At 71.2% G+C, this 7029-nt stretch carries 5 protein-coding genes; 2 read left to right on the top strand and 3 right to left on the bottom strand.

All coding sequences use genetic code 11. The features are described from left to right. On the bottom strand, nt 1-1280 hold a 1280-nt coding region (locus VFX14_25260), incomplete at its 3' end, for an ABC transporter substrate-binding protein (protein ID HEU5193006.1). Nucleotides 1281-1424: 144 nt separating this feature from the next. Between VFX14_25260 and VFX14_25255 the strand changes: the two genes are divergently transcribed. Then, a complete protein-coding gene (locus VFX14_25255) occupies nt 1425-2657 on the top strand; it encodes a PD-(D/E)XK nuclease family protein (protein HEU5193005.1) in 1233 nt (410 codons plus the stop codon). A gap of 470 nt (nt 2658-3127) precedes the next feature. On the opposite strand, the gene hemG is transcribed toward VFX14_25255, so the two are convergent. Together hemG and hemE are read right to left on the bottom strand one after the other, a co-directional pair. Then, nucleotides 3128-4525: a protoporphyrinogen oxidase gene (gene hemG / locus VFX14_25250; GenBank protein HEU5193004.1), complete on the bottom strand. Its 1398-nt coding sequence runs from the start codon at nt 4523-4525 to the stop codon at nt 3128-3130. An 84-nt stretch (nt 4526-4609) separates the two neighbouring features. Beyond that, nucleotides 4610-5659, bottom strand: coding sequence for a uroporphyrinogen decarboxylase (gene hemE / locus VFX14_25245; GenBank protein HEU5193003.1), 1050 nt, complete (start codon nt 5657-5659; stop codon nt 4610-4612). A gap of 77 nt (nt 5660-5736) precedes the next feature. On the opposite strand from hemE, the gene VFX14_25240 reads away from it, so the two are divergent. Next, the coding region (locus VFX14_25240; protein HEU5193002.1) for a thiamine pyrophosphate-binding protein at nt 5737-7029 on the top strand (1293 nt) is incomplete at its 3' end.

The raw sequence follows: 7029 nt of genomic DNA, 5'->3' as shown, positions 1-7029 counted from the left end.
TGGAGGGTCGTGTTCATCCACGTCACCTTGTCGACGACGCGGATGTTGGCGGTCACGCCGAGCCGGGCCATCTGCTCCTTGATCACGGTGGCGATGACGTTGAACACGCTCTTCTCGGTGTCGGCCATCAACTCGAAGGTCAGCGGCTTGGCCGGGCCGTAGCCGGCCTCGGCGAGGAGCGCCTTGGCCTTGGCCTGGTCGTAAGGGCACATGTAATTGACGTCCACGGTGTCGAGCGTGCCCGGCGGGTTCATCCCCACCCACGGTGTGGCCTTGCCCTTGAAGGCGATCTTCACGATCTCCTGGCGATCGATGCCGTAGCAGCCGATCGCCTTGCGCACCCGGAGGTCACCGAAGATGGGATGCGGCGCCCGCTCCTTGGACATGGGCTTGCCGTCCTTGGGTACGGTGACCTTCATCGCCGCCAGCATGGGCGTCGTCTCCTTGCCGGTCATGACGACGGCGTTCGGCGACTGGGCTTTCAGGGTGTCCACGTGCTCCGGCGAGAACGACGCGATGAAGTCGACCTCCCCGGCCTTGAAGGCGGCCATCTCGGTGACGGGATCCTTGATCACGCGGATCATGACCCGGTCGAGATAGGGCAGGCCCGGCACGAAGTACTTGTCGAAGCGCTCCATGACGAGGTGGCTGCCCTTCACCCACTCCACGAGCCTGAAGGGCCCGCAGCCGATCACCGCTCCCGGCTTGCCCTGCTTGCGATCTTCCACGGTGTACTTCTGGGTGGCGGTGGGCGAATAGAGCACGAGGCCCGTGCGATAGGCGGCGAGCATGTGGAGCAGGAACGCGTAGGGCTGCTTCAGGCGGATCTGCACGGTGAGCGGGTCGAGCACCTCCACGCTGTGGACCGACTCGTAGAAGCTCCGCATGCCCGACTTGGTGGCCGGGTCCATGAGGTGGTCGATGCTGAACTTGACGGCGGCGGCGTCCACGGGCGTCCTGTCGTGGAACAGGACGTTCTTCCGGAGCTTGAAGTTGTAGAGGAGACCGTCCGGCGAGACGGTCCACGACTCGGCGGCGTCCCCCACGAACTTCCCATCGGGTGTGATGTTCACGAGGCCACACCCGATGTTCATGGCCACCCACATCATTTCGTAGCCGGGGGCGGTGTGGAAATCGAGGTTGGCGATCTCGTTTCCATAGGAGACGCGGAGGGTGCCCCCGCGCTTGGGCGTCTGGGCGTCACTCGGAGGGGGGGCCGCGACCAGCCACGCCAGCGCGATCAGGAGGCCGAAGCCGAGCGGACGGAACCGTGGGCGCATAGTGTCCTCCCTGCCTAACGGATCGGGCCAAGAGAAGGGACTAGCGGTGGGATCCCGCGTGGGGGGACTGTACACCAGACCCGGAGGGTCGACAAGCGCTCCTGCCGCGAGCGATCCCTCCCCCACCCGGAGTACGATCCGTCCATGCCCGTCTTCTCCCACTCCGGCCTGCACGTCTACGAGACCTGCCCCCGGCAGTACCGCTTCCGGTACGTGGACCGCGTCAAGGTTCCCAAGGTGGAGACCGTGGAGATGTTCCTCGGTAGCCACGTGCACGCGGCGCTAGAGACGCTCTACCGGAGCGTCAAGGGTGGCCACACTCCGACCCTCGATGAGGTCCTCGCCGGCTATCGGACGAGGTGGGATGCCGAGTGGGCGGGCACGATCCGGATCGGGAATCCCGAGCGGAGCGCTGCCGACTACCAGGCGCTGGGCGCCCGTCAGCTCCGCGACTTCCACGCGCGCTACCACCCCTTCGATCAGGAGCGGACGGTGGCGGTGGAGCGGCGCATCCTCTTCCCGCTCGACGAGGCGCGCAACCTCTGGATGCAGGGCTACATCGACCGGCTCTCGGTCACGCGCGAGGGCACCTGGCAGATCCGCGACTACAAGACCGGGCAGTGGCTCGCCACCCAGCAGGATGTCGACGCCGATCGCCAGCTCGCGCTCTACCAGATGGGCGTGCAGCGTCACTTCCCGCGCCATGCGCGCGACGTCGAGCTGATCTGGCACTACACCGCCCACGACCTCGAGCTGCGTTCGCGGCGGGCGCCCGAGGCGCTGCGCGAGCTCGAGGCGCGCACCCTCGCGCTCGTCGACGCGATCCAGGCCGATACCGTGTGGCCCCTGCGCGAGGGCAGCCACTGCCAGCGCTGCGCCTACCAGGCGATCTGTCCGGCGTGGGCGCATCTCTTCCCGCCGGTGATGCCGTCACTCCTCGCCCCGCCCTACGAGGACGGGACGGTGCTGGTCGACCGGCTGGCCGCGCTCCACTCCGAGCGGCGGGCGCTCGACGCCCGCATCGCCGAGACCGAGGCCGCGCTGGTCGCGTATGCCGCCGCGCTCGACGTGTCGTCGGTGTTCGGCTCCACGCATCGCGCGCGAATCTCGCTGCGTCACACGCTCCGCTTCCCGAAGAAGGGCGAGCCCGCGCGCGACGCGCTGGAGCAGGTGCTCAAGGCCGGCGGGCGCTGGGAGGAGGTCGCGCAGCTGAGCCTGGCGCTCGTGGCGCGACGGGTCGCGGAGGGCGCGTGGCCGGCGGATCTCGTGGAGCGCGTGCGAGGCCTCGGTCAGCCGAATCGGACCGCGCGGGTCACCCTCTCGAAGCGGGAGGAAGAGCCCCCTCGAGCCGGTGGAGGTGGAAGCCCGGGGTCGTGACGACCACCGTCCCCTCGACCCAGCACGCGTCGACGCCGAAGCGGCGCGCCAGCCCAGGCATGGCGTCCCGGCCCGCGACGAGCATCGCGGTGGACACGGCCTCCGCCACCGCGGCCGAGAGGGCCAGCACCGGCACCTGCGCGCGACGCCGCAGCGGCCGTCCGCTGCGTGGATCGACGGCGCAGCTGAATCGCGCCGACGAAGCCGCCCCGGGGATGGCGGATCATCACCGTCCAGCCGCGCCCCGACGCGGCGCCCAGAGGGACGAGGCCCGACTCCCCGAAGTTCAGCAGACCGGAAGGCCCGCGTCCGCGCAGCGCCCGGCGGATCTCGTCGAGCGCGAATCCTTTGCCGAGGGCGCCCAGATCGAGGTTCATCCCGCGCCGGGCCAGCATACCTTTCTGATCAGGAGCCACGATCCGGGGGGCCCGGGGGGGGGGGGGGCGTCAGCGCCGGGCCGGGCGACCCGCTCAGGCGAGCAGGGTCTCGGCCGCCGCCTCGCCCGAAAGGACGCAGTCGGAGATCCCGACCCCGCGGTAGGCGGCGCCCGCGAGGGCGAGGCCGCGCAGCCGGCGCACCGACGACTCGATGGCTTCGACGCGCGCGAGATGCCCCACCTGGTACTGAGGCATCGCCTTCACGTAGCGGGCCACCCGCACGAGCACGGGCTCGCCGCGCGCGCCGAGCAGCTCCGCGAGCTGGCCCCGCGCCGTCGCGATGAGGGCGGCGTCGTCCGCCTCCACCGCCGCCTCGTTCAGCGCGCCGCCCACGAACACGCGCAGCAGCGCCATGTTCTCGGGCGCGCGACCGGGATACTTCACGCTCGAGAACGTGCACGCGATGATGGGCCGGCGCTCCACCTGGGGCACCACGAAGCCGAATCCGTCGAGGGGGTGCGCGATGTCCGCGCGGCGGTAGCCGAGCGTCACCGTCGCCGAGGACGCGTAGCTGATGCCCTCGAGCAGATGGCCCAGGCCCGGGTCGAGATGCCGCAGCAGCCGGGCCGCCTGATGCGCTTCCGCCGCCATGACGAGCGCATCCGTCTCGAGCACGGCGCCGTCCGCGGTGACGAGGCGCCAGCCCTCGCCCCGCCGCTCCACCGCGGCGACGCGCTCTTTGAGTCGCACCGACGCCGGCGGCAGCCGTCGCGCGATGGCGTGAACGAATTCCTCCATCCCGGCGGCGAAGGTGATGAAGAGCGACCAGCGCGCGCCGCTGGCGCCGCGGGCCACGTCGGGCTCCCTCCGGGCCGCCCGCCGCATCGCGAGGATCACGCTCCGGTCGCGCCGTTCCATCTCGAGGAAGCGCGGCATCGTGGCGGCGAGCGAGAGGGAATCCGGGTCGGCGGTGTAGATGCCCCCGATCAGCGGCTGGGCCACGCGCTCGAGCGCCTCGCGGCCCAGCCGCCGGCGCACGAACGCGCCCAGGCTCTCGTCGGGATCCCCGCCGCGCGGCAGCACGAGGTCCAGGGCCATACGCGCCTTGCCAGGCCAGGAAAAGAGCGGCGAAGCCAGGAGGGGTGCGAGCCGCGTGGGCGCCATCATCTGGAAGCCCTCGGGGAGCGCGTGGAGCCGCCCGCCGTACACCACGAACGCGCTCCGGTAGCGGTCGTCCGTCCGCACCAAGCGGTCCTCGACGCCGAGCCGGCGGCACAGCGCGAGGGCCCAGGGCTTCTCGGAGATGAACGAGTCCGCCCCGCCCTCGATGAGGAAGCCGTCGCGCCGCTCGGTGTGAACGATGCCGCCCAGGCGCTCGGCCCCCTCGAGCAGCGTGAGGTCGAGGGCGATTCCGCGCTCGCGGGCCAGCTCGGTCGCGCGATGCGCAGCGGCGAGGCCGGACACGCCGCCACCCACCACGACTAGGCGCATGGCAGAGTAGAGCCTGGCCGATTCATGTATCCGCTCGCCTCGCCTTCGGCTGCGGCTCGCCAATCAACTGCAGCGTTTCGTTGATCATCGCGCGCTCATCTCGTGGACCATGTCCACGAGGGCGCGGACATGGTCGACCGGCGTCTCCGCGTGCACACCGTGGCCCAGGTTGAAGACGTGTCCGGGACGGCGCGCGGCGCCGTCGAGGATGGCGCGGGCCGCGCGGCGAATCTCGTCGATGGGCGCCAGCAGGATGGCGGGATCGAGATTCCCCTGCACCGCCACCTCGGGCCCGAGCCGGTCCCACGCGGCGCCGAGATCGACACGCCAGTCGAGGCCGATCACGTCGCCCCCGGCCTCGCGCATCACCTCCAGCAGGGCGGCGGTGCCGGTACCGAAGTGAATGGCGGGCGCACCCGCGGCCAGGCGCCGGAAGATGGCGGCGGTGTGCGGGAGCACGTACTCGCGATAGTCCGCCGACGAGAGCGTGCCGATCCACGAGTCGAAGACCTGCACCGCCTGGGCGCCGGCGCCGATCTGCCCGTTCAGATACTCGGCGGTGATGTCGGCGAGGCGCGCCATCAGCGCGTGCCAGGCCGCCGGCTCCGCACGCATGAAGCGCTTGGTGTGGAGGAAGTCGCGTGATGCGCCCCCCTCGATGAGGTACGAGGCGAGCGTGAACGGCGCGCCCGCGAATCCGATGAGCGGCACCCGGCCGGCGAGCGCGCGGCGGGCCAGCCGCACCGTCTCGAACACGTAGCCGACCGAGGCGCCCACGTCCACGCGGGGCAGCCGCGCGACGTCCGCCGCGCTGCGAAGGGGCCGGGGAATGTGCGGCCCCTCGCCGCGCGTGAACTCGAGCCCCACGCCGAGCGGCTCCAGCACGAGCAGGATGTCCGCGAAGAGGATCGCCGCATCCACCCCGAGGCGCTCCACCGGCTGCAGGGTCACCTCCGCGGCCGCCGCCGGCGTCTTGCACAGCTCGAGGAACGCGTGCTTCGCGCGCAGGGCCCGATACTCCGCCATGTAGCGCCCCGCCTGGCGCATGAGCCACACCGGCGTGAACGCGGTCTTCTCGCGCCGGCACGCGCGCAGAAACGGCGCGTCGAGCGTCGTCGTCGCGGCATTCGTCATCGCGAATGCAGCGTAGCGAGCGCCTCTGGCGGAGTCAAGAAAGGGACGGTATCATCCCCGCCGAGGAGGATTCCCCCATGCCCTTTCTCTCTGGCAAGCAGGCCTTTCTCCAGATCCTGAAGCAGGAAGGCGTGGAGTGCATGTTCGGCAACCCGGGCACCACCGAGCTGCCGCTCATGGACGGGCTCGCGCGCGAGCCGGGGATCCGCTACATCCTGGCCCTGCAGGAGTCGGTGGCGATCGCGATGGCCGACGGCTACGCCCACGCGAGCGGCAAGCTCGCCGCGGTGAACGTGCACACCTCGCCCGGTCTCGGCAACGCCATGGGCATGCTCTACGACGCGCGCATGTCGGGCGCGCCGATGCTCCTCACTGCAGGGCAGCACGATCAGGCGATGAACCTGACCGAGCCCATCCTGTGGTCCGATCTTCCCCCGGTGGCGCGACCCTACGTGAAGTGGTCACACGAGATCACGCGGCTCGAGGACCTCCCCCGCGCGGTGCGCCGCGCGGTGAAGACCGCGCACGCGCATCCCACCGGGCCCGTGTTCATCTCGCTGCCGGTGGACGTGCTGAACGCCGAGCGCGAGCTGGATCTCCTCGCGAGCACGCGCGTGGCGCCGCGCATCCGGGGCGACGCCGCCGCCATCGACGCCGCCGCCGACCTGCTGGTTCGCGCGCGGCGCCCCCTCCTGGTCGCCGGCGACGCGGTGTCGCAGGGCGATGCCCTCGAGGAGCTGGCGGACGTGGCGGAGCTCCTGGGTGCGCCGGTGTACGGCGAGTGCGTGCCGTCCACCTGCTCGTTCCCCTTCACGCACCCGCTCTACGCGGGCCCGTTCCCGCGCCTCGGTCCGCCCATCCGCAATCTGCTGATGGGGCACGACCTCCTCTTCTCGGTGGGCGGCGACCTCTTCACCCTGTCGCTGCCGTCCGACGTGGAGCCCATGCCGGAGGGCCTCACCGTCGTCCACATGGACACCGATCCCTGGCAGCTCGGCAAGAACTACCCCGCCAAGGTCGCCATCCTCGGCGATCCCAAGGCCACGCTGCCGGACCTCGCCGAGGCCCTGGGCAAGCGCCTGGGCCCCGCCGTCCTGAAGGAGCGCGCGGGGAAGGTCGCCGATCTCGCCGCCGCCCACGCCGCTGCGACGGAGAAGATGCGCGCCAAGGCGCGCGCGGAGGTGCAGACCTCGCCGATCTCGCCCCTGGCCCTGGTGGGCGCGGTGGCCGACGCGGTGCCCGACGACGCCATCATCGTGGACGAGTCGATCTCGTCGAGCCACGGCGTGCGCAATCTGTTCCGCGCGCAGGACCACCAGAGCTTCTACGGGCTGCGCGGCGGCGGCATCGGCTGGGGCCTGCCGGCCTCG

The organism is Candidatus Methylomirabilota bacterium (genome assembly GCA_035764725.1).
Classification (GTDB): domain Bacteria; phylum Methylomirabilota; class Methylomirabilia; order Rokubacteriales; family CSP1-6; genus DASRWT01.
Note: the sequence above shows the minus strand (reverse complement) of the source record. Positions and strands in the feature narration are given on the sequence as shown.

What these genes read in the sequence shown, in the direction of transcription:
- hemG (HEU5193004.1), bottom strand. Translation starts at nt 4,525, where the DNA reads ATGCGCCTAGTCGTGGTGGGTGGCGGCGTGTCCGGCCTCGCCGCTGCG.
- VFX14_25255 (HEU5193005.1), top strand. Translation starts at nt 1,425, where the DNA reads ATGCCCGTCTTCTCCCACTCCGGCCTGCACGTCTACGAGACCTGCCCC.
- hemE (HEU5193003.1), bottom strand. Translation starts at nt 5,659, where the DNA reads ATGACGAATGCCGCGACGACGACGCTCGACGCGCCGTTTCTGCGCGCG.